Origin of the sequence: Pseudoalteromonas rhizosphaerae, from assembly GCF_902498845.1 — a bacterium.
Taxonomy (GTDB): Bacteria; Pseudomonadota; Gammaproteobacteria; order Enterobacterales; family Alteromonadaceae; genus Pseudoalteromonas; species Pseudoalteromonas rhizosphaerae.
In genome coordinates this window covers 495,785-516,164 of record NZ_CABVLM010000001.1, presented here as the reverse complement: position 1 = coordinate 516,164, position 20,380 = coordinate 495,785, and the positions used below count along the sequence as shown (strand labels likewise).

Annotated in this window: 18 protein-coding genes; 8 read left to right on the top strand and 10 right to left on the bottom strand. The window is 38.1% G+C overall.

Annotated features, from left to right (window positions below; all coding sequences use genetic code 11):
• Window position 1: 1 nt before the first annotated feature.
• Window positions 2-1,489 carry a UxaA family hydrolase gene (locus PSR9079_RS02115; protein ID WP_149980266.1) on the top strand — a complete coding sequence of 496 codons (1,488 nt, stop codon included), beginning with the start codon at window positions 2-4 and terminating at the stop codon, window positions 1,487-1,489.
• Window positions 1,490-2,446: a sugar kinase gene (locus tag PSR9079_RS02110; protein ID WP_149980265.1), complete on the top strand. Its 957-nt coding sequence runs from the start codon at window positions 1,490-1,492 to the stop codon at window positions 2,444-2,446. It abuts the gene before it with no gap.
• A gap of 240 nt (window positions 2,447-2,686) precedes the next feature.
• Here PSR9079_RS02110 and PSR9079_RS02105 read toward each other — a convergent pair whose 3' ends face one another.
• Window positions 2,687-3,439: a siderophore-interacting protein gene (locus PSR9079_RS02105; RefSeq protein ID WP_149980264.1), complete on the bottom strand. Its 753-nt coding sequence runs from the start codon at window positions 3,437-3,439 to the stop codon at window positions 2,687-2,689.
• 110 nt (window positions 3,440-3,549) lie between these two features.
• Here PSR9079_RS02105 and PSR9079_RS02100 point away from each other — a divergent pair, with 110 nt between their 5' ends.
• From PSR9079_RS02100 to PSR9079_RS02090, 3 genes are all read left to right on the top strand, one after another.
• A complete protein-coding gene (locus tag PSR9079_RS02100) occupies window positions 3,550-3,969 on the top strand; it encodes a MarR family winged helix-turn-helix transcriptional regulator (protein ID WP_149980263.1) in 420 nt (139 codons plus the stop codon).
• Between the two features lie 82 nt (window positions 3,970-4,051).
• Window positions 4,052-4,465, top strand: coding sequence for a LexA family protein (locus PSR9079_RS02095; protein WP_145239137.1), 414 nt, complete (start codon window positions 4,052-4,054; stop codon window positions 4,463-4,465).
• The gene (locus PSR9079_RS02090; RefSeq protein WP_149980262.1) at window positions 4,453-5,715 is read left to right on the top strand and encodes a Y-family DNA polymerase; all 1,263 of its coding nucleotides are present in this window, start codon (window positions 4,453-4,455) and stop codon (window positions 5,713-5,715) included. The genes PSR9079_RS02095 and PSR9079_RS02090 overlap by 13 nt, the downstream gene beginning before the upstream one ends.
• Before the next feature lie 22 nt (window positions 5,716-5,737).
• Here the strand turns inward: PSR9079_RS02090 and PSR9079_RS02085 are convergent, their stop codons facing one another.
• From PSR9079_RS02085 to PSR9079_RS02060, 6 genes are all read right to left on the bottom strand, one after another.
• Window positions 5,738-6,202 (bottom strand): hypothetical protein, encoded by a 465-nt coding sequence (locus PSR9079_RS02085; protein ID WP_145239144.1) that lies wholly within the window; start codon window positions 6,200-6,202, stop codon window positions 5,738-5,740.
• Between the two features lie 106 nt (window positions 6,203-6,308).
• Window positions 6,309-6,827 carry a DUF4240 domain-containing protein gene (locus PSR9079_RS02080; protein WP_149980261.1) on the bottom strand — a complete coding sequence of 173 codons (519 nt, stop codon included), beginning with the start codon at window positions 6,825-6,827 and terminating at the stop codon, window positions 6,309-6,311.
• Window positions 6,824-7,018, bottom strand: coding sequence for a YwbE family protein (locus PSR9079_RS02075; protein WP_149980260.1), 195 nt, complete (start codon window positions 7,016-7,018; stop codon window positions 6,824-6,826). The genes PSR9079_RS02080 and PSR9079_RS02075 overlap by 4 nt, the downstream gene beginning before the upstream one ends.
• Before the next feature lie 154 nt (window positions 7,019-7,172).
• Window positions 7,173-9,062, bottom strand: coding sequence for a putative bifunctional diguanylate cyclase/phosphodiesterase (locus PSR9079_RS02070; protein ID WP_149980259.1), 1,890 nt, complete (start codon window positions 9,060-9,062; stop codon window positions 7,173-7,175).
• A 287-nt stretch (window positions 9,063-9,349) separates the two neighbouring features.
• Window positions 9,350-9,628, bottom strand: coding sequence for a hypothetical protein (locus PSR9079_RS02065; protein WP_149980258.1), 279 nt, complete (start codon window positions 9,626-9,628; stop codon window positions 9,350-9,352).
• A complete protein-coding gene (locus PSR9079_RS02060) occupies window positions 9,621-9,866 on the bottom strand; it encodes a hypothetical protein (protein WP_149980257.1) in 246 nt (81 codons plus the stop codon). The genes PSR9079_RS02065 and PSR9079_RS02060 overlap by 8 nt, the downstream gene beginning before the upstream one ends.
• A gap of 102 nt (window positions 9,867-9,968) precedes the next feature.
• On the opposite strand from PSR9079_RS02060, the gene PSR9079_RS02055 reads away from it, so the two are divergent.
• Together PSR9079_RS02055 and PSR9079_RS02050 are read left to right on the top strand one after the other, a co-directional pair.
• The gene (locus PSR9079_RS02055) at window positions 9,969-10,775 is read left to right on the top strand and encodes an ion transporter (protein ID WP_179959136.1); all 807 of its coding nucleotides are present in this window, start codon (window positions 9,969-9,971) and stop codon (window positions 10,773-10,775) included.
• A 390-nt stretch (window positions 10,776-11,165) separates the two neighbouring features.
• Window positions 11,166-13,226 (top strand): putative bifunctional diguanylate cyclase/phosphodiesterase, encoded by a 2,061-nt coding sequence (locus PSR9079_RS02050; RefSeq protein ID WP_310737076.1) that lies wholly within the window; start codon window positions 11,166-11,168, stop codon window positions 13,224-13,226.
• A 105-nt stretch (window positions 13,227-13,331) separates the two neighbouring features.
• Here the strand turns inward: PSR9079_RS02050 and PSR9079_RS02045 are convergent, their stop codons facing one another.
• Window positions 13,332-15,290 (bottom strand): methyl-accepting chemotaxis protein, encoded by a 1,959-nt coding sequence (locus PSR9079_RS02045; RefSeq protein ID WP_149980254.1) that lies wholly within the window; start codon window positions 15,288-15,290, stop codon window positions 13,332-13,334.
• A gap of 180 nt (window positions 15,291-15,470) precedes the next feature.
• Complete coding sequence (gene asd / locus PSR9079_RS02040; RefSeq protein ID WP_149980253.1) at window positions 15,471-16,613, bottom strand: aspartate-semialdehyde dehydrogenase; 1,143 nt, start codon at window positions 16,611-16,613, stop codon at window positions 15,471-15,473.
• A 354-nt stretch (window positions 16,614-16,967) separates the two neighbouring features.
• Between asd and PSR9079_RS02035 the strand changes: the two genes are divergently transcribed.
• On the top strand, window positions 16,968-17,375 hold the full coding sequence (locus tag PSR9079_RS02035) for a hypothetical protein (RefSeq protein ID WP_149980252.1): 408 nt from the start codon (window positions 16,968-16,970) through the stop codon (window positions 17,373-17,375).
• A gap of 266 nt (window positions 17,376-17,641) precedes the next feature.
• Here the strand turns inward: PSR9079_RS02035 and PSR9079_RS02030 are convergent, their stop codons facing one another.
• Window positions 17,642-20,365: a TonB-dependent receptor plug domain-containing protein gene (locus tag PSR9079_RS02030; protein ID WP_149980251.1), complete on the bottom strand. Its 2,724-nt coding sequence runs from the start codon at window positions 20,363-20,365 to the stop codon at window positions 17,642-17,644.
• Window positions 20,366-20,380: the final 15 nt, after the last annotated feature.

Below are 20,380 nucleotides of genomic sequence, written 5' to 3'. Positions count from 1 at the left end.
TATGAAACCATTAATTAAACTACACCCAACTGATGATGTTGCCATTGCAATGCGTAATATCACCGCTGGTGAAATATTGCCCGTTGATGGCGAAGAGATCTTAGTCAATGAGAACATTGATAAAGGCCATAAAGTGGCGCTGCGTGATATTAATAAACAAGAGAATGTTATTAAATACGGTGCCCCCATTGGCTTTGCCCTAGAGAATATTCAAAAAGGCGGTTGGGTGCATACCCATTGCGTTAAAACCACCCTCAATGATGAACTGGATTATCAGTATGTTCCTGAGTTTATTGAACAAAGTGAAGCGACACCCTCACCTGCTGTTAATATTTACCGTCGTCAAAATGGCGAAGTCGGTATTCGTAATGAAATTTGGTTGATCCCTACGGTAGGCTGCGTCAATGGCATGATCAACCAAATGATCAAAGAGTTTAAACTGCGTCATCCACAATTAGAAATTGATGGCATTTATGCGTTTCCTCACCAGTTTGGCTGCTCTCAGCTCGGTGATGATTTAGATACAACACGGATACTGCTACAAAACATGGCACTGCATCCAAATGCGGGTGGCGCTTTAGTCGTTGGCTTAGGCTGTGAAAATAATCAATTACCGGCATTTCGTGATGGCTTAGGGGATTACGATGAAGGCCGCATTAAGTTTTTAATCACCCAACAAGCCGATGACGAAATTGAAGAAGGCGTTGCGCTACTTGAACAAATTTATGCCCAAGTAAAACAAGATAAACGTCAACCGGGTACTTTATCTGAAGTAAAGTTTGGCCTTGAATGTGGTGGCAGCGATGGTTTGTCTGGTATCACGGCGAATCCGATGCTGGGTTATTTTTCGGATTATTTAATTGCTCAAGGTGGTACAACGGTATTAACCGAAGTACCTGAAATGTTTGGCGCTGAAACTTTATTAATGTCGCGTTGTAAAGACGAAGAGACCTTCAATAAATTAGTTAGCATGGTTAATAACTTTAAAGGTTATTACAAAGCTCATAATCAACCGATTTATGAAAATCCGTCGCCAGGTAATAAAAAAGGCGGGATCACTACCTTAGAAGATAAATCATTAGGGTGTACGCAAAAAGCCGGCACCAGTAAAGTACAAGCGGTTTTGCACTATGGTGAACGCCTGCAAATACCTGGATTAAATCTATTGGATGCACCAGGTAACGACCCTATTGCCACCAGCGCACTTGGTGCTGCAGGTTGTCACATGGTGTTATTTACCACTGGCCGCGGCACGCCTTATGGTGGATTTGTGCCAACGTTAAAAATTGCTACTAATTCAGAACTTGCCAATAAGAAAAAACGCTGGATAGATTTTGACGCTGGCGTTTTAATTAACGATGTCTCAATGGAGCAAGTCCACGGGGAATTTGTTGAACTGCTAGTCAACATCGTAAACGGCCAACCAACTTGCAATGAAATAAACGACATTCGTGAAGTCGCTATTTGGAAAAAAGGAGTGACGTTATAAATGACGCCTAAGTCCATCGCAATTATTGGCGAGTGTATGGTTGAGCTAAGCGGCCAACCATTTACTGCCATGCAACAAAATTATGGCGGCGATAGCATGAATACCGCCATTTACTTAAAAAAACTCGCTGGCAATGAGGTAAACGTCAATTATGTCAGTGCAATGGGCACTGATCCACTAAGTCGTGCACTGATTGAAAAATGGCAAGCTCACCATATCAATACTGACAATGTGCTGCTCAGTCATAACAAACAACCGGGTTTGTATATGATTCAAAACGATGTGTCAGGGGAGCGTACTTTTCAGTATTGGCGTAGCGACTCAGCCGCTAAATATTTATTGCAACATACTGATTTTAAAAAAGTACTAACCAGCCTTGCCGAAGTTGATGCTATTTATTTATCGGGGATCTCGCTGGCAATCTTAGCAGAGCAAGATTGCCATACTTTACTCAGCCATTTAGCGTTACTAAAACAGCAAGGGATAAAAATTATTTATGATAGCAACTATCGCCCTGCATTATGGTCAAGCAAAATGCACTGCCACCTTGCCAATAATAAAGCATACGCACTAGCCGATTTAGCATTAGTAACCTTTGACGATGAAGCACAATTATGGGGAGATAGTAATGTTACGCAATGTACCGAGCGTTTGCACCAACAAGGCGCTCACGAGGTCGTTGTAAAACTCGGCGCGGATGGCTGCCAATACAGTAAAAAACACCTTGATAATTCAATTTCAGTTGAGCTGTTTAGCACTGTAAAAATAGCAAACGTCGTTGATACCACCGCTGCTGGTGATTCATTTAATGCTGGTTTTTTAGCGCAGTGGCTCACAGAGCAACCTATAAAACAATGTGCACAAGCAGGTAATTTACTGGCCGCCCAAGTGATCCAAAAGCGTGGAGCAATTGTCGAGGTAGACATTGCGACAATCAAACACACAATAAAGGCTTAGCTATTTTTTCTTGCTCTACATCAAAAACTACTAATACAGTGAGCGCTTTATTTAGCCCGCTAGAATGGTTAAATATTTAAATCGATTGGCTAACACTCTTTAACGTCTCGACACCGAACCTGAGTGCATACCTAAGTTTACTTATTCTAAAGTAAGTGCTGTGAGACGCTTATTTTGTTTAAGTAAACTTCCTCTCACGGGTATGCACTCTAATTCCCTTACTTGCTGCTAATAATGTGATTAAACCGTTAGCTTGCCATCTGCATCAACACCTTGCTTCCAATACGCTGAGCAGACAATCTTCTCACGCGGTATTGCATATTTATCAATCGCTAAATCTTTAATGGTGCGCACAATAGCAGCTTCTAGCGCCATGAAAATCAATGGTTTTTGCGTATATTGATTCAATGGCACTGAAGCCTGATCAACCACATCTATTTGCGGCTGCATTGTAATTAACCAATTTATAGTGTGCTTGCTGTGTGCTTTGATTGTATCGAGCTCGATAACATCCTGCGAGTCAGTAACATGAATGATCACATCAACATCAGCTGTTGCAGGTAGTTGCTGTAAATACCCGTTAATAGCATTAACTGAGGTTAAATCAGCAATCATCAAATACTGCGAGTGACTAAAATCATCTAGCTTTTTAGGGCCAGGGCCTGCAATTGCGAGTTTATCACCAGGCTTTGCTTGTTTAGCCCAATCAGTTGCGATACCACGATGCTGATTGACGACAAAATCAAGCGTAATTGTATTGTTAATAGTATCTATAGCTCTGATTGTATATGAGCGCTTAGGTGCAGGGTTAGCGGCTTTGAGGTCAATTTCAACCTCATCTTGTCCAGCATGTGGTAATAGCACTTTTACGTACGCACCTTGTTGATCCGCAGGAAAATCATGAAACTCATCTGAGCCAACAACCAGACGCTTTAAATGCGGAGCTATCGCTGTTGTGCTTATTACGGTTGCACGACGTACTTTTCTACTCATTTTGATCTCCTCAGAAGATTTATTTACGTGTTTAATTGCACAACGCCCCATTGGTTGATAAAATCAACTATAGCAATTTAATTGACATTGTCAACCATTATGGATTTATTATGAACTCTTCATTGGCCAATACATTATTTGCTTTAATGCAAAATTATCGCGTTACCATACGCGAAGCCATTAATGCAGGTGAGCTTGGGTTAAACGCAATGCATGTGCGTTGTCTACATATTATTGCAGCGACAACTCACTGCACTGCTAACGATATTGTGAATCAAACCCAGCGCGATAAAGCGCAAATTGCACGCTTAGTTAAAGAATTAATTACATTAAATCTGATTGACAAAGATGCCAGTGAGCACGATAAGCGTTGCTTTATCTTATCGTTTACCTCTGAAGGTCATGCTCTTTATGACAAACTATTAAACGCCGAACAGCATGTTAATGAGCAAATGTGCAAAAACTTAAACTCTCAACAAATCAATAACTTTTTAGATACTGCTCAAAAAATGATTAAAAATATGCAGTGATCGCAACTTCATTACTTGGCATAAGTTAACTAAAACACATATACTGTACACTTATACAGTGCATGTGTTTGGTTAATTATTTATGTTTGTTATTCCTATTTATATCGAAGCGGGCGTATGCGGGTTTGAATCACCTGCTGCTCAGTATAAAGAACTTGGTTTATCACTGGATCAGCTATTGATCAAACACCCCGATGCGACGTTTATTGGTGTGGCATCCGGCTGCTCAATGCAAGAGGTCGGTATTTTTGACGGCGATTTATTATTGGTTGATCGCGCCGAAGAAGCTAAAAATGGTGATGTCATTGTAGCTAACTTAAATGGTTTATTTGTTTGTAAATTATTAGATAAAACTAATGCACGGCTACTCTCTGCATCGGACTTATATCCCCCAGTGCAACTGACTGATAGTGATGAATTTCAATTAGAAGGTGTGGTTACTCGTTCGATTCGATTACATCGCTCTAGTGCTGAGCTGCGCCAATGTATTGCTTAGTGGATGCAGTGGCGTTTTACGCCAGCGCTGAAAAAGTATTTGATCCAGCGATCCGCTCAAAACCTGTTGTGGTATTAACCAATAACGATGGCTGCATTTGTGCGATATGTCCTATCGCACGGCGCTTAAATATCCCTAAGTTTCAGCCCTACTTTAAAGTTAAACATTTACTGGCCAAACATAAGGTGGTTATTCGCTCATCTAATTATGAGTTGTACGCGGATCTAAGCGATAAAATGATGAATGTGATCAGCCGTTTTTGCGACACCCAACACGTATATTCGATTGATGAAGCATTTTTGCAGTTTAACGGCTTTACCCCACTCATTAATGACTGGCATCAGTATGGCCAGTTAATTCGTCGCACAGTTTGGCGCGAAACAAAACTCCCTGTTGGAGTTGGCTTTGGCCCTACACCAACATTGGCAAAAGCCGCAAATCATGCTGCTAAAAAGCTCAAAGGTTTTAATGGAATTGCAGTGATTGATAGCGAACAAGCACGACAACATATTTTAGCCGCGATGGATGTAGCTGATGTATGGGGCGTTGGCAGACGTTTAGCTAAAAAACTCAAACTACTTAACATTAACAGCGCGCTTGATTTAGCCAAACAAACACCACAACGTATGAAACGTTTATTTAGCGTCGTGCTTGAGCGTACAGTTAATGAGCTAAATGGCATTGTGTGTTTAAATTGGGATGGTATACGCCAAGATAAGCGTGAAATTTTTTCGACCCGTAGTTCTGGTGAACGTTTAACTGATCCGGTTGCATTAAAAACAGCGTTGATCAATCACAGTATTATTGTCGCTCGCAAACTACGTCAGCAACGCTCCTTAACTAAACGCCTGTTACTATTTGTGGCAAGCTCGCCCCATGAGTCACATTACTATAAAAAATCATTAGTGTATGAGTTACCCGTATCTAGCGCAGATAGCCGTGTATTTGCTAAAGCAATTAGCGAAATATTTACGCAGCTATATCAACACAACGTCCGTTTTTATAAATGTGGTGTGGGTGCACTCGAGCTTAGTTCACAACAGTTTCAACAACCCGACCTATTTGCTCCTAGCCAAGACAACATAAAACTAATGGAGTGTTTAGATTCAATTAATAAGCGATACGGCTGCGATACGCTAACTCTGGCAAGTCAACAACAAAGCCAAGCATGGCATATGAAGCGTGCATTTTTATCGCCTCAGTACACAACGCGTTGGCAGCATTTACCGAAAATAAGTTGTGATTTATAAAAAACTCACATTATCGTTAAATTTAAAGTTGTAGTTCAAACTGACAACGAACATTACTGCTCTCTACACTGTACGCAAGCGTTGTAGGCGAAATAAAACGCAGCGTTTGGCTCGTGTCTAAATTATCTGTCTCGTTTTCACAGCGAGTATGGCGTAGTGACATGGTAATGCTTTGCGTGGTGTATTTATACTTAGTAGTGACCAAACAAAAGTTAGCGACTTTATTCGTTTGTGTGCCATGGTGTAAGTTATTAAAAATAATTTCATCACCGAGCTTAAAGCCAAGATCAGGCTCATTTGCATCAAGCCATGCTAACTGTCCACCAGCACACATTTTAGCCTCACCTGATACCAATTGATAACTACCAACCTTAGTATTGAATAAATTAATAAACTGACTTTTATTACTTGGCAGCTCAGTTTTAGCACTGACAACTGTAGTTAAACAAACCGACACTAAACACAGTAATACTTTACGATAGCGCATTAAATACCTGACATTTATTGATTTATATACTCAGCATAGCATAGCTACGGTGATTAAAATAAAAACCAGCCAGTATACTGAGTCATGGTTGGTTTTTAATATTATGTTACTGCCAATATTTAGCAAATAGTTGCGGATATGCCAACTTTAAAAATTTAGGCTTATCTTTAAAGCGCTTACCTTTGGGTTGATCAAGGCCTGAAGGAGCAAAGGGTAATTCGTCTTCATTACGCTGTTCATATAATAAACCAGCGATCAAGTCATACTCATCTAAGTAAGGATAAGGCTGCTCGTTTAAATGATAAACAGGTGTGCAATCAGCCAAAAAATCAGCATTTTCAAGCGCAGCATTAAAAGCTGCTTCACCACGAGAAATTAACCAACAACGAAATTCTGAGAAACCGTATTCATCATTGCAACCGGCCATTACAAACGCAGCACCGAATAGCTCCCAAGTATAACTTTGGCGCATACAAAGGCTAAATTGCTTATCAAATTCAATGAGCTGTGCATCGCTTAAATCTGTAAGTAAACCTTTTAAACGTTCACTGACTGATTCTGGCTCTGCGGTTCTATCTGCAACGGTAACTAATTGCCAGAATTCGCTTAAAGTAAGTGCACTCATGACAAAATCTCTTTCACTCGCCCTACTTGACCATCCTCTAAGCGCACTTTAATACCATGCGGATGATTGGGTGATTTAGTCAAAAGGCGCTCAACAACACCTTGCGTTAATGTGCCGCTACGCTGATCTTGTTTTAAAACGATATTAACTTCGGTGCCAGGGGTGATTTGTGAACGATTAGGAACTGCCATAATGGATCTCTTTTACTATTTTGTTGGATTATAGCTGTATGTCATCTTGATACCAAACTAAAGCACCGTAATCATCATTTTTTCAGGTTTAGTTGCACTGATAATAACCGCAAAATCATGCTGGTAAATTTATAGGTATCACTTAAGCCTAAGTTCATCTAAGCAGTTCAAGCGCCTGTTCAAATTTAACTGGTTTACTAAATAAATAACCTTGATAGCTATCAACTTCTAAACCTTTTAATAAAGCTAACTGATCGTTACGCTCCACACCTTCCGCTATCACTTTACAACCAATCATATGCGACATTTTAGTCACTGCTGAAACAATACTTTTATCTTTTGAGTGCTCACAAATATTATCAACATAAGATTTATCTATCTTTATATAATCAACAGAAAGTTCTTTTAAAACAGAAATCGAGGAAAACCCAGTGCCAAAGTCATCAATAGAAATACGTACGCCAATGCTTTTTAATTGTGTGATAACTTTAGATAAATAGACTAAATTTTTAATCATTATAGTTTCTGTAATTTCTAAATGTATGTTATTTGTGTTAACACAATGCCGATTTAATAAATTCTTTAAAAATATAATAAAATCATGACTTTCAAGTTGCAGTACAGATACGTTGATTGATAGTGCAATCGTATTGTCGAGTTTGTTTAACTTACTCAAACTTGCAATCGCTTGCTCTAAAACAAACTCCCCTAAAAAGTTAATTTGGCCATAGCGTTCTGCTATGTCGATAAATTCTGAAGGGGGAATAAATTCATCATTTAAATGCCAACGTAACAGCACTTCGAAAGTAATTATTTTATTATCGATTATATCAACAATAGGCTGATAACAAAGATGAAAGCCTCCTTGTTCAACACTCTCTTTAATTGATCTACGTAACATCTCTTCTCTATTAAGAGCTTGCATCATACGTTCATCAAATATTGAAATTTCATTGCGATTTTTTTTACCTTCGTACATTGCAACATCAGCATATTTGATAGCTTGAGTAAGGTCAAAGTTTGTGCGAGTGTAAAACAAGCCCACTTTAAAGGAGGGTCTAATATTCAGGTTATCTTTAACGACAGGCTGGGTTAAATTATCAACAAGCTTTGTCGTGTTACTTATCAGCTCAGCTTTACTCGCGTGACACGAATAAAGAATAAATTCGTCCCCTCCCCACCTACAAGCAATCATTTCCCGTTTTTTTTCTATCGATAATAAACGTTTTCCAGTTTCAGCAAGAACAAAATCTCCAAACTCATGACCATATTTATCATTAAGTATTTTAAAGTCATCCATATCTAAAAATAGAACAGCTTTAATGTTATTGATATTTTGAGCTAAATCGAGATCGACATTAGAGAAAAAGCTCCCCCGGTTAAATAATTGAGTTAAATTATCACGTTGCTCTAAATTAATTATTTTCTCAGTACGAACTTGCACTTCTTTTTCTAGATTATGGATAAATAAATCGAGTTTAATTTCATTATTAATTGAGGTTTTTACATCTTTAGCTGCGCGTATTGCACTGACAAAACACAAAATAAACCACAATACAATTCCCAATATGCCTAAAACATTTTCATTATCGTCTGGTTGAAATAAAAGCAATATACTAAATGGGATAAGCAAAAAAGTAATATAGCTGAAGGCTGAGCGAATATCGGAGGACAGAACATTGACAGCTCCCCCTGCTAATGAGCTAAAAACAACCAGCGTGACAAATTTCTCTGACATCTGCATATCTTCAAAAAATAATATTGGGAACACAGCCCAAGTCAAACCAGTTAAAAATACACCAATAAAGTAACAATGGTACTTTATATTATTGTCATTACTTAAAAAAACATGATTTAAAATGCGCAGTGAAGATACGAAGACAAGAACACAAAACCAATACAACTTTCCTACAGAGTCACTTTGATTAATGCCACTAAAAATAACAAAAACAGCAACTATAAGATTTATAATAATAGCTGAATTGAAATAGGAACTAACGAAACTAAGTCGTTTAGCTATAAAATTTTTTGAATAAGTCGCCATTACACTAAATCACATACCCTGTCTAAACTGAGCATTCTACTTAAAATAACCAATCAATACAGTATTAATAAATCAATCGAGAGCGAAAAATACGCGCCGAGTTATTGCCTTTTTTGCAACTATTGACATATCATTTCACATCATCGCTTAGCTCCTAAGTGAACTCTGTTAATGATCAAATAGTTACGCAAATGAAAAGCCTGAATTTCAAGTGCGTCATCGCTACTATCGGTTATTTCTTAACGCAAAGCAGTGTTTAAAAAACTTACTTTACCTTAAAAACGAAACTATGCTGAAAAATTAATTGCTTGTGGCTTGATGTTTATAAGCGCAAGCTGCTGCTTAATTTGCGCTTCAATTAAAGGCAATTGTTGCTCATTGTTTGCCTCTAATAGTGCTAATTCATCAATAAAAAAACAACTTATATGCAAGCTATTACTTGGTTTTTTTAAATTGACTGTATGCGTTAAGTAACTAAAACCAGCGTGCTTGTCTTTTATATTTTCACAAGCGATGGTTAGAGTATTACGAAGTGCTTTATCTAATAATTTTTCTGTTTTAGTCATTTTTACTGGTGTGCTCTTGGCTTGAGTCGTTTTCTGGAACTATGTCTTGCTGCTTTTTAAATTTTTTGTAACCGTCTTCTTGGCGCTTTATACATTCATGATATTCTTTATCTGCCATGTAGCTGCATTCACCTAAACGGGCAGCTTGAATTTCGTGATAGCGTGCATCTGAACTACAGCCGTTTAAAAACAGTACCGCTGAGGCACTTACAACCCATTTGAGCCTATTGAAAAGCATTAAAAATTCCTTACATTTTAAGCTGGAAAAGTAATTCATCCATGACGATTTTGCTGTATATTGCAAACGTTTTATATCTATAACCGTTAAGGGCTAATTATGATGTTGTCGCAGTTACAAAAGCTGTTCCAGCGTATCGATAAAAGTAAACTATTTCAATCATTTGTTATCGCCGTTATTGTTGTATCAGCGCTCACCGTTGGTGCACACACCTATTCGTTACACCCCACTGTTGAATTTGCTTTACATTGGATGGACGTGGGCATCACGGTGTTTTTCTTAATAGAACTAATTATCCGCTATGTTGCAAGTAAAGGCTTAAAAGACTTTTTTAGCAAAGGCTGGAATATCTTTGACTTTATAATCGTCATTGGCAGTTTATATCCTGCTGCAGGTTCGACCATTTTTATAGCCCGTTTACTACGAATATTCCGCGTACTACGTTTAGTCTCTATGGTGCCAGAACTTCGTTTGTTGGTTAATTCACTATTAAAAGCCATACCGCAAATGGGCTATATTGCGCTGTTAATGTTTGTTATTTTCTATATTTATGCCGCAACTGGCAGCATGTTATTTTCTGAGATAAATCCATTTCTGTGGGGAGATGTATCAATCTCAATGTTGACTCTGTTCAGAATAGCAACCTTTGAAGATTGGACCGACGTCATGTACGAAACTATGGCTGTCTATAAACTAAGTTGGATTTACTACCTTACTTTTATATTCTTAACTGCTTTCGTATTTTTAAACATGATGGTAGGCGCTATTCTAGAAGTTATGTCACAGGAGCATCGCAATGCCCGTGAAGAGCAAGCCGATGTAGATTCCTTGCCAGCAACCCAAGGACAAATCAATGAGCTGAAGGCACAAATAGCAGAACTAAAAACACTATTAAAGCCCAAAAACTAAGTATTGATAAACTAGCACCTAAGAATATAAAAGCTTAGGTGCTAGTGCAATTATAACTAAGTTCATCTGTAGTCAGCCTATAAACCAAGCATTTATTCCTAGTGTAAAATCTAAAACTAATAAATTATTGCTTTTAGCTATTTATCAATGGTCTAATAAAAATATGATAAATTTACACCAATTATAATGCATTACTTCAGAAGATACTTTTTATTATCAGATCACGTTAATTCAAATGTTATAATACCTAACTGGCGTATCAGTGCATTACGCATTATTTTAGCAGCTGGTGTTATTCTATGTTTTGCAGTGCTTTGCGATACTTTAAACGCCGCAATTGAGTTCAACTTAATCCATGTAATTGTGCTTTGCGCGAGCTTTTTTGTCACAATGGCTATCTTACTTCTAGCTAGCCGTAAATGCTTTACTTTATGTGCCCATGCGCTGCTACTCAGTATTGTTGCTGCAACAATCTCAATTAATCTCTTTTTAACAGATATCAACCTTGCAAAAATAGGCTCTATGTATATGTATGCCTGTCCTATCATTGCGTTGATGCTATTAGGTGTGAGAACCGCGCTAAGTTATGCGATTCTAAATATCGTGCCTTTTTATTTTATAATATACAACATTGATATTTCATCTCTTACCTCCATAAATACGCAACTACCAAATTCAGACTGGTATATATCAGGATTATTATTCTTAATCTTTAATATCTGTATTCCCCTTGCGGTTGCACGCACCATAGTTGCAGCTAAACGTTTAAATCAAACCATGGCAGAATCAAATAGTCATCTAGCAGCAAAAAATGAGCTTTATAGAACATTTTTTACTGAATCAAGTATTGCAAAAATAATTATCGATAGTGAAAACACCGTTATAGATTTTAACAGTCAAGCGAAAATGTTATTTGATTTCAAAGCAACAGTTAAAAACAGCACCGTTAAACTCGATAAATTATTACCTAATCTTGTGATTGCAGCTAACCCACAAAAGAACCAGGTATTTAAATATAAAAACACCTATAAAACTGTACATTACCAGCAAGTTACTGACTCTGATTATTGTGTGCTGCGCTTTGATGACTGCACTGAACAACATCAAATAAAACAAAACTTATTAGCAATGGAGCAAGAAAACAAACGTTTACGTTACAGCGATGGTCAAACACACCTTCCCAATAGAGAATGGTTTGAGCTTCAGTGTGAAAGATTTGTAGCAAAGTACCAAGGTGATTTCTATATTGTGATCACCCAGAGTGCAAATAATGAATATTTAAATCTCAAATACAGTAAAGCTGATGCAAAAGCACATTTAGTATCAGCTTATAAGCGCTTAAAAGACTCTAATGAAGACCTCGTTCTGTGCGCTCATGTAGGTAATAATAAATTAGCATTTATAATAACTACAAGCTCAGCTAACAAAATAGAGTATAAGCTTTTAAACGAAGTTAAACATGCGCTTGATGAACCTTATATAATGCGGGGCAGAAAATACCAACAGTCGTTTTTATTTGGTTTTTCTAACTTTCCAAGACAAGGAAAAAGCAGTGCTACTGTATTGAACAACGCAATAGAGGCATTAAAACTTGCTGATAATCATCGCCCTATTAATGGTTATGATGAAAAACGCTCACAAGCATTTTTAGAAAAACATGAAATATCAATGTTATTAGACGAAGCACTTCATAACGCCGAGTTAGAGTTACACTATCAACCTAAAGTAACACATGACGGCAAGTGCATTGGACTTGAAGCATTAGCACGCTGGAACAGTAAAACTCTTGGTGTTGTATCACCTGCGGTGTTTATTCCTATCGCAGAGGAATACCGGATGATCAGCCGACTCACAGATCTCATAATTCAAAAAGTCTGTACTCAAATTGCAACTTGGAGCAAAGATGAAATTCCACTAGTACCTGTTGCAATAAATATATCATTGCTTGATTTTGGCCAAAGCGATTTCATGTCAAAATTAGTAAAATACTTAGCGGACTTTAATGTCAAACCAAGTCAAATTGAATTAGAACTGACCGAAACGTCATTAGAAGCGAACCAAGAATATTCCTTGGCGCTAATGCAAAACCTACAATCATGGGGATTCACAATTTCTGTTGATGACTTTGGTGTGGGCTATTCAAATATTGCGCGCTTAGCCGAATATCCTATAAATAAGCTAAAACTTGATCGCTCGCTAATAAGCCAAGTTACAAGCTCAACAAGGCAAAAGAGCTTAGTAAAAGCAATTCACGTCATGTGTGATGAGCTAGGTATAAAATGCGTATCTGAGGGAGTTGAAACACAACAACAAGTTGAAATTATGGCAAATATGGGATGTAAAGAATTTCAAGGCTTTTATTTTTCAAAACCATTATCGGCCTACCACTATACCGAGCATATAAAACAACAAGGTTTGAATTTTAATCCGCAAAAAATACCAACAAGTTAATACCGGAAAAAAATAGAATCGGCTATTAAGCTGACTGGAGTATTCGCATTGAAGACTAATGAGCGGTATTGTCAGCTTGTATTTTATTCTTAGCCACTGTTATTACTACACTTTAAATTTTCCAACTAGATCAGTAAGAACGTGTGATAAGGTTTTTAATTTATCGCCATTATTACTGGTATTGGCAGCAATTTCACTAACATCATCAGCCGCATTTTTGATTTCTATAACATTGCGATTTATATCTTCAGCGACATGCTGCTGCTCTTCTGCAGCGGTTGCTATCTGCGTATTTAAGTCACTAATATTAACAATAGACGCTGTTATTTCCGTAAATTGCAGCTGTGCAGCATGGGATAGTTCAACCGTTTTATTAGTGCTGTCTAAACTGCGTTTCATTTCAGTAGTGACTTGGCCAGACATGCTACGTAATTTGTCTAATTGCGTAGCAATCTCTTCAGTGGATTCAGACGTACGTTTCGACAATGCACGTACTTCATCTGCAACGACAGCAAAACCACGACCATGATCCCCCGCTCTAGCAGCTTCTATTGCAGCATTTAAAGCAAGCAAATTAGTTTGCTCAGCAATGCCTCTTATAACGCCTAAAATTGACATGATATTTTCACTTTCAGTGTCAAGTTGCGATATATCATCCGTTGCTTTACTTATCACTTCGCTCAAAACAACCACGCTTTGAACGGTCTCTGTGATCACTGTTTGACCTATCTCTGATGCCTGTTGCGTTTGCATAGCCAGATCTGCCGCATTAGCACAACTTGAAGCTACTTCGTTGGCTGTCGCAGCCATTTGATTAATTGCAGTTGCCGCCATTTCCAGTGCTTGTTGTTGTTGGGAGGTAGAACGAGTTAATTGCGATGCTTGTGTAGAAGTTTGCTCTGATGTACCGCTTACATCTAATGCACACTCGTTGATTTGTCTTACTAAATCAGCAATCAAGTTTAAAAATAGGTTAAAACTATTGGCAAGCTTTGCCGTCTCATCTTTAGTTTTTATCGTGAGCCGTCGAGTTAGGTCACCACCGCCTTGCGCAATTTCAGCCAGGCCATCACTGACTTCAACTATAGGTGAAGAAATTACTTTTGAGATATAACTTGCGATTAAAATGAATACAATAATTAGCACCGCACTAATAATTAAAATTGTAACGGTCATGGTGTTTGCGGCGCTCATCACCTCTGACTTTTCAACTAAGCCAATAAATTTCCAGCCTAACTTAGCTGAAGTATAAATATTGGCAATAAAATCTTTGTCATTAATAACAATTTCGAACTGACCTTGGGTATTAGCCGCTAACTGCTTGTATTTCCCACCCGCAATATCAGTTAAACGTTTAAAACGAAAATCTTCATTTTTAACATCAACAAGTATGTTTCCCGTATCTTCGATCAGCATTAAGTAACCAGTTTCACCCAGCTTAATATTAGCAATAATTTCTGTCAGTCCTTGCAAAGAAACATCCATTCCCTGTACACCGATAATTTGTCCATTATCTTTTATTGCTTTTACAGTAGAGACTATAACCATGTCGTCAGCTGCCCAATAATAAGCACTAGTGCGAACCGTTTTACCACTTGCAGATTTACCTGTTAAATACCAAGGTCGAGATCGTGGGTCATAATTAGCATTAACTTCTCCCGCTGGCCACTGAATATAACCACCTTGTTCATTACCCATATAAATATAAGCAAGCCCTGGGTGAGTTTGGCCGAAGTGATCAAACTGTTGAAATGCGGCACGTTCAACACTGCTGCCTTGGAGATGTTTTAGCATCACCGAATTATTTGTATCTACATGAGTTTTGACATCTTGCTTGGCAGCTAAGACCATTTGATGGGAAGCTAGATAATCAACATTTTTTTCTATTTCGGCAAAAAATATAGCGATACCATTATCTATTTGCCGTGCTTCTCTTTCGCTCATTTGCGCAAAATTATCAATAGCTTGCTCTCTTGTTTGCGTGATAACAAGTGCTGCAATAATAAAAAGAGGTAAGGCGATGGCGGAGGCAAAAGATAGTTTTAATTTTTTTGATATATTCATATATAGGAGGCCAAATAGATACTCCCATAAAGATAGTAAGCTATTGAGTATTCAGCAAGAAACAATCTCACTAAATTAACTAAGCAGTGACAAAACTAAAGCGGTGCAAAAAGACAACAGTAAAAGGGCTGGCACATTGCCAGCCCTCCATATTAACTGTAATAAATGGCAGCCAATAAACTAATGTTTATTATCAACAATAATGCGTAGCATACGACGTAGCGGCTCTGCAGCACCCCATAATAATTGATCGCCAACGGTAAAAGCACTAATGAATTTAGGTCCCATGGCTAATTTACGAATACGCCCTACAGGAATACTTAATGTACCAGTTACTTTAACTGGGGTTAAATCTGTAGCAGTGATATCACGCTCATTAGGGATAACTTTAACCCACTCATTGTGTGAGGCTAAAATCTGTTCTATTTTCTCGACGCTAATATCTTCACGTAGTTTAATCGTCATTGCTTGTGAGTGACAACGCATTGCACCAATGCGTACACATAAACCGTCAATAGGCACAGGCTGTTTAGATGAACCTAAAATTTTGTTCGCTTCAACTTGCGCTTTCCATTCTTCTTTAGATTGACCTGATGGCATTGGCACATCAATCCATGGGATAAGACTGCCTGCTAACGGCACACCAAATTGCTCTTGCGGTAAATCGCTTGAGGCAATCTGCTGCGTGACTAGTTTATCAATTTCTAAAATAGCGGCCTGTGGATCAGCGAGCTTGTCAGCCACACTTGCATGAATAGAGCCCATTTGCGCAATGAGCTCTTTCATATTGCGAGCACCGGCACCCGATGCAGCTTGATAAGTCATTGGGCTTACCCACTCAATCAAGTCTTGCTCAAATAAACCACCCAATGCTAATAACATGAGTGACACTGTGCAGTTACCACCCACATAGGTTTTTACGCCTTGCTCAAGACCTTGTTCAATCACATCTTTATTGACCGGATCAAGTACAATAATACTGTCGTCGCTCATACGCAGTGCTGATGCCGCATCAATCCAATAGCCGTCCCAGCCTGCTTCACGTAATTGTGGATACACAGCTTTAGTGTAGTCACCACCTTGACAGGTGATAATAATATCCATGTTTGCCAGCGATTCAAAATCCATTGCATTAAGTAATGGTTTTGCAGGACCCGCTAAGTCAGGACCAAGCTGACCGGTTTGTGAGGTGGTAAAAAAAGTGGTGTCGATATGAGTAAAATCATTTTCTTGTTGCATACGCTCTAATAACACTGAGCCAACCATGCCCCGCCATCCGACTAATCCTACTTTTTTCATTGTTTGTTCCACTGTTTGAGTCATAAGAAATACCTAATACGTTAAAAATTAAAATTCATTGCGTGAGATTTAATTTTTAGAACGAACAATCTAGCACTGTGATCGAGGCAACACCAGTGTTACTCATAGAACATAAAATTTTTTCATCTTGAGTCAATAATCATATTTCTAATAGTTATGATTATTGTGCATCATTGTAAAAGACCGGTGTTTTTGACATCCAACTGATTCATCTGTTGCTATTTTTTTGCAATATGAAACTGACTATCTGTACATAAGTAAGTTAATAAGAATGCAATAAACAAGATTTATAATCATTTCGCACTTTGTAGTCAGATGTATTGTGTATTATTTTATTTATTAAAAGGAATCAAACAAATGAAAACATTATACTTTTCTAGCCTAATTGCAACTTTTCTATCTTTAGGAGTATCTGCAAATGTTAACGAAATCAATGTAGAATCGAATACTTCTTTTGCCAGTTCAACAACTAGTGTTGAACACACATCGGGCTCAACAAAAAGCTTATCTACAGCAACTTACATCAACCCTACCGTAAGAGTTGATAGTAGTTATAGCAACTTCTTTGTCAGTTTTATATCGGGAAATCAATTCTGTAAAGAGCGAGGTCATAAGCGAGAAATCACTGGCAGCACAGTGAAGTGTGGTGAGGATGAATATGAGTATGCAGAATATGACTGGTATGGTAGCGCATGGGTTTCAAAAAATACTGGTAGTAAAAATCAGTGTTATCCATTGTACGCTAGTATAAAGTGCGGTAACTAACGTAAACAAACAGCTCAGTAACAACTGAGCTCTTATTCCATGGCGCAAAAATCCCTCCAATTAATATCAACATAGTTCAACTCATCATTAATCACATATCATCATTAAAATAATAGCCTTATATCAATTTGCATTAAATGATCACTTCTTTAATAACACAGATATTACACAACCATTAGTTTTACAAATAGCAGATATTAAAAAGCCCTGCATTTGGCAGGGCTGAGATAATAAAGACTTATGTAATTTGCCTTTATTAGATGACTTTAAAACTCGTAGCTAAAGCTCACGCTTAATTCTCTAGGCGTTTCTTGAGAACGAATTAGCACATCATTTTGTTCTACTTCAAAGTTTTGTCCCAACATATTTTTCACTTTAAGTGTTAATGTGGTATTAAACGTTGGGTAATAACTATAAACCATGTCTAACGAGTTTAAAGGTTGTTCGTAAGCGTCATCAAAGTTATTAACACCCGCAGCTAAAATACGATCACCAAATACATTGTAGATAACAGATGCTTGATGCATGCCATCATGTGAATCGTAATTCAGTTGCAAGTTGGCAACATACTTTGAATGGCCCGTCATACGTCGCTTTAGGTTCGTGAGATCGCCACGCTGTTCTTCTGCAATTTCAACTTCTGAATCACTGAGCGTTATATTTCCAGAAGTAAAAAAAGCGCCCCCTAATAAATCACTGTGCAACTCAGTTAACCATTCAGCTTCAATACCGTAAACATAGGCTGTTTCTGCATTGTCAAACTGCAAAGTAAAACGGCCGTCGCTTTCTGTTAATAGTGCTTCGATTGGTTTATCGATATCTTTATAGAATGCGCCAACTGAGTAATTATCGCCATTGTCCATATAAAACTCGATACGTGCATCAAAGTTATCTAGGTAACTAGATTCTAAGAATGGATTACCAAGCGTTCGATAACCTGTCAGCGGATCTTGGAATTGAACAGGGCTTAGCTCTCGCAAATCAGGGCGTACAACCGTGTTGCCATAACCAAAACGAACTTGATACGATTGCTGACTATATGTCATAGATAACGAAGTAAAATACTCATCTTCCATCACACTTGCTTGTTCTATCGCATCTGCACTTAATTTATCAGCCAATAAAGCAGGATCGAATGCTGAGCGAGAAAAAGCAAGCGCAACTTGGCGGAAGTCCTCGTAACGCACACCACCGCTTAAACGCCAATCTTGAGCAAACGTTACGTCAAAAGAGCCGTAATAAGCATCAATCATTTGCGCTGCTAAGTAATCATCAGCTGTTGGTTCTTGGAACAATAACTCGACATCCGTTGAATCAACAACAGCATCGTTAGCAAAAAAACTACCAATTGACAGTGCTTCTTCTTCACTTTGTGCTAGATCTAAAGACTGAGTTTGGTTAAAACGATAGTTAAAAAAGTCAGTGCGGTAATCACGTGTTTTTTCAACAAAATAACCACCACCCGCAATTTCTACTTCGGCGTTATCAAAGTAAAAAACTTTGTTTACATTAACGCCCCAGTTTTCTACATCGTCTTCAAGCTCTACAAATCGATACAAATAAGGATTACCACCTAAGCTACCATTGTAAAAAGTACGTTGATATTTGCCATCTAAGTACTCATCACGAACCGTTACTTTAAGCTCACCAGGTATACTTGTAGTCGCTGTTGAGTCAGTATACTGCCAATCTACACCAACACCTTTAAGAAAACCCCAATCTAAATTGTGCATTCCACGAAGCTGAAGTATTTCAAGTTCTCGTTCCTCAAAAGAGGTTAAGTGACTACGCTGCAACTGCCCAGCATCAATACTTAATGACTTTGAAGGTTCTTGGTAAAGCGCAACAGAGGCTTCATCTTCAGAATCTCGTAACATCATATAAGTTGCTGTTAAATCATGGCCTCCAATTTTATAACCTAAATTTAGAGAGCTATTTAACTTTATATTATGCTTGGTTGACACTTCTTTCTCTGTTGCAGAGTAACAAGTAAAGTCATCTTGTGAACATGAGGACTCAGATGCGTCAACAGAAGAAAGTACAGCGCTAAACTTCTCAGCATTGGACCATTCATTTTCATAGGCAACTGACGCTAAGAAACCAAACGAGCCGTCTAAGCCAAATAAGTTATCAAAACGGTCGCCATACACAGCTTTAATACCGGCATCAGGATTTAAACTTTCTTTTTCCAAGCCAAAATCTCTTGGCAATGCTTTTGCTAAACTTTTATTTAAGTCTATCGCGGCAGCTTGGCCAATATCAGCCCCCTGACGTCTTGACTCTACATCCCTGATATTTCTATATGAAATATCAGACAGGCCATTGATATAGGTATTTAACGCAGTCTTAACTGAACCAGGTAATGCGCGTGTACCATCATCTTTACCTAACCAATCATCACTGCCACCATTATATGTATAGCCTTCGTCGTTTGTATCTTTATAACTGGCACCAATTTCGACTTTAAATAAAGTATCATTTGGAATGCTCTTGGTTCTGATATTAACGTCACCACCACCAAAAGCCGCAGGCATATTTGGTGAATAGGCTTTTTGTACAGCCAAGGATTCAATAATACTTGATGGGAAGATATCAAGTGGAATTACATTTCGTGTTAGATCCGGGCTTGGAACTACCGCGCCATTTAAACGTACGCTAGAGTAACGCTCACCTAAGCCACGGACATAGATAAACTTATCGTTAACTAATGATAAGCCTGTAACACGGCGAAGTGCCGAAGCTGCATCACTATCACCCGTTCTAGATATTTGCTCTGAACCCATTATATCAGCGACAAACGCCTGATTTTTACGCTCATCAATTACGGCACTAGCACTGCCTTTAAGGCGCGTACCTGTTGCAACAACTTCTTCTATCGCGTCTTCATTTATTATTTCTTGTGCCTGATCAGCGAAAGAATGAAATGAAGAAAAAAGGGAGAGCAGAGATAAAGTTATTAGATTGGTTTTAAACTGCTTTTGATGTTTCATATTTATATCCTCTAA